4 protein-coding genes are annotated in these 2259 nt (G+C 64.9%); all 4 read right to left on the reverse strand.

Features of this window, described 5'->3' with window-relative positions; genetic code table 11:
• Positions 1-57 precede the first annotated feature (57 nt).
• A complete protein-coding gene (gene adk, locus ABI213_RS16020; RefSeq protein ID WP_348027826.1) occupies positions 58-714 on the reverse strand; it encodes an adenylate kinase in 657 nt (218 codons plus the stop codon).
• A 94-nt stretch (positions 715-808) separates the two neighbouring features.
• Positions 809-1564 carry a 3-deoxy-manno-octulosonate cytidylyltransferase gene (gene kdsB / locus ABI213_RS16025; protein ID WP_348027828.1) on the reverse strand — a complete coding sequence of 252 codons (756 nt, stop codon included), beginning with the start codon at positions 1562-1564 and terminating at the stop codon, positions 809-811.
• Positions 1561-1743 carry a Trm112 family protein gene (locus ABI213_RS16030; RefSeq protein ID WP_348006826.1) on the reverse strand — a complete coding sequence of 61 codons (183 nt, stop codon included), beginning with the start codon at positions 1741-1743 and terminating at the stop codon, positions 1561-1563. Before ABI213_RS16030 ends, kdsB begins: the two co-directional genes overlap by 4 nt.
• Before the next feature lie 30 nt (positions 1744-1773).
• A partial coding sequence (locus tag ABI213_RS16035) for a tetraacyldisaccharide 4'-kinase (RefSeq protein ID WP_348027830.1) occupies positions 1774-2259 on the reverse strand: 486 nt, incomplete at its 5' end.

Consider the following 2259-nt stretch of genomic DNA (forward strand, 5'->3'; position numbering starts at 1 on the left):
AGGCGTAAAAAAACCGTCCGGCATAACACCGGACGGTTTTTTCAGAAGCGTGGGAGCTTAGGCTGCCAGTGCGGAAAAGGCCCGGGCGGTGATTTCATCGACGCTGCCGGTGCCGCTGATGGCGCGGTACTTGGGGGCAAGGTTGGGCTCGTTGCGGGCCCAGCTGGAGTAGTAATCGACCAGCGGGCGGGTTTGGGCGCTGTACACCTCGAGCCGCTTGCGCACGGTTTCTTCTTGGTCGTCGGGGCGCTGGACCAGCGGCTCGCCGGTCACGTCGTCCAGGCCTTCGACCTTGGGCGGGTTGAACTTGACGTGGTAAGTGCGGCCCGAAGCGGGGTGCGAGCGGCGGCCGCTCATGCGTTCGATGATGGCATCGAAGGGTACGTCGATTTCCAGCACGTAGTCGAGCTTGACCCCGGCGGCCTTCATCGCATCGGCCTGGGGCAGGGTGCGGGGGAAACCGTCGAACAGGCAGCCGTTGGCGCAGTCGGGCTGGGTCAGGCGCTCTTTGACCAGGTTGATGATCAGGTCGTCGCTGACCAGGCCGCCGGACTTCATCACTGCATCGGCCTGCAAGCCCAGCGGTGTACCGGCCTTGACGGCTGCGCGCAGCATGTCACCGGTAGAGATTTGCGGGATGCCGTATTTTTGGCAGATGAAGGTGGCTTGCGTGCCCTTGCCGGCGCCTGGAGCGCCCAACAAAATAAGTCTCATAAAAATACCCTCGAAGTGTTTAAAACTGCGCGGCGTTGCTGGCGGGCTTGTGCTATGCCGCAACGCTTCATTGCGTGTGAGGATACCAGAGGCTTTAGTACAGTTTGCTTACGCGTTCCAGGTCTTCCGGCGTGTCTACGCCGGGGCCGGGTGCGTGGTCGGTGACGTGCACCGCTATGCGGTGGCCGTGCCATTGGGCGCGCAGCTGTTCCAGCGCTTCGCTGACCTCGATCGGGGCCTGTGGCAGCGTGGGAAATAGGCGTAAAAATCCGGCGCGGTAAGCGTAAATCCCTATGTGGCGCAGCGGTGCGGGGCTGGGCAGGCTTTGGAAGCTTTTGTCGGCCGTGGCCCCGTCGCGCCACCACGGGATAGGGGCGCGGCTGAAGTACAGGGCGTGCTGCTGTGCGTCCAGCACCACTTTGACGACGTTGGGGTTGGTGAAGTCGGCCAGCGAGGCGATGGCGTGGGCGGCGGTGGCCATGCTGGCACCGGGGCGCTGTTGCAGCAGGGTGGCGACTTGGTCGATGAGCCCGGGGTCGATCAGGGGCTCGTCGCCTTGCACGTTGACCACCAGGTCATCGCCGTCCAGCCCCAGCAGGGTGCAGGCCTCGGCGAGGCGGTCGCTGCCAGAGGGATGGTCGGCGCGGGTCAGCACGGTCTCGATGCCGTGGGCGGTACAGGCCTCCAGAATGGACGCGCTGTCGGTGACCACCACGGTGCGTTGGGCCGCAGACAGCCGGGCGCGCTGTGCGGTGCGGACCACCATGGGCACACCGCCCAGCAGCGCCAGCGGCTTGTTGGGCAGGCGGGTGGAGGCCAACCGGGCGGGGATCAGAACGGTGAAGCTCATAGACCGAGTTCTTCGTCGGTCATCACACGGGCTTCGTTTTCCAGCAGCACGGGTATGCCATCGCGCACCGGGTAGGCCAGGCGGGCGCTGCGCGAGCTGAGCTCTTGGCGTTCGCGGTCGTATTGCAGCGGGCCTTTGGTCACGGGGCAGACCAGCAGCTCCAGAAGTTTGCTATCCATGGGGAAATCTCAATCGGGGTGGGGTGTGGATCATAGCCAGGGATTGACGCGCTGGTCGAGGGCCTGCCAGAAGCCGGTATCTATCGCCAGCACCAGCGGCACGGCCAGCGCGTCGGGCTGGTGCTGCCAAAGTTTGACGGCATCTTTTTCGGTACAAATCACGGTCTGGCGCATATTCTGCGTGCGCGGCCAGCTATCAAAGTTGTAGTGGTCGGGCAAAGCCCGTGTTTCTGCGAGCGTCAGTCCGGCGGAGCGCAGCATGTTGAAGAAGCTTTCTGGCTGAGCGATAGCGGCGATAGCCAGCAGGGCGGTGTGGTGCAGCGCTGCCAGTGGGACGCGCGTGCCGTCGGCCTGCGCGGCGTAGTCGGCCAGGGTGCGCTGGGCGCGCCAGCCAGGAATCTCTGTCAGGGCCGGATTCGCACCACTGTGCAGCACCAGATCGACCGGGCGCGGCCAGGCTTCGCGCAGCGGCCCGGCGGGCAGTAAAAAGCCGTTGCCCACGCCGCGGTCGTCAAA

The sequence above is a fragment of the Rhodoferax sp. genome (genome assembly GCF_039922535.1).
GTDB lineage: Bacteria > Pseudomonadota > Gammaproteobacteria > Burkholderiales > Burkholderiaceae_C > Rhodoferax_B.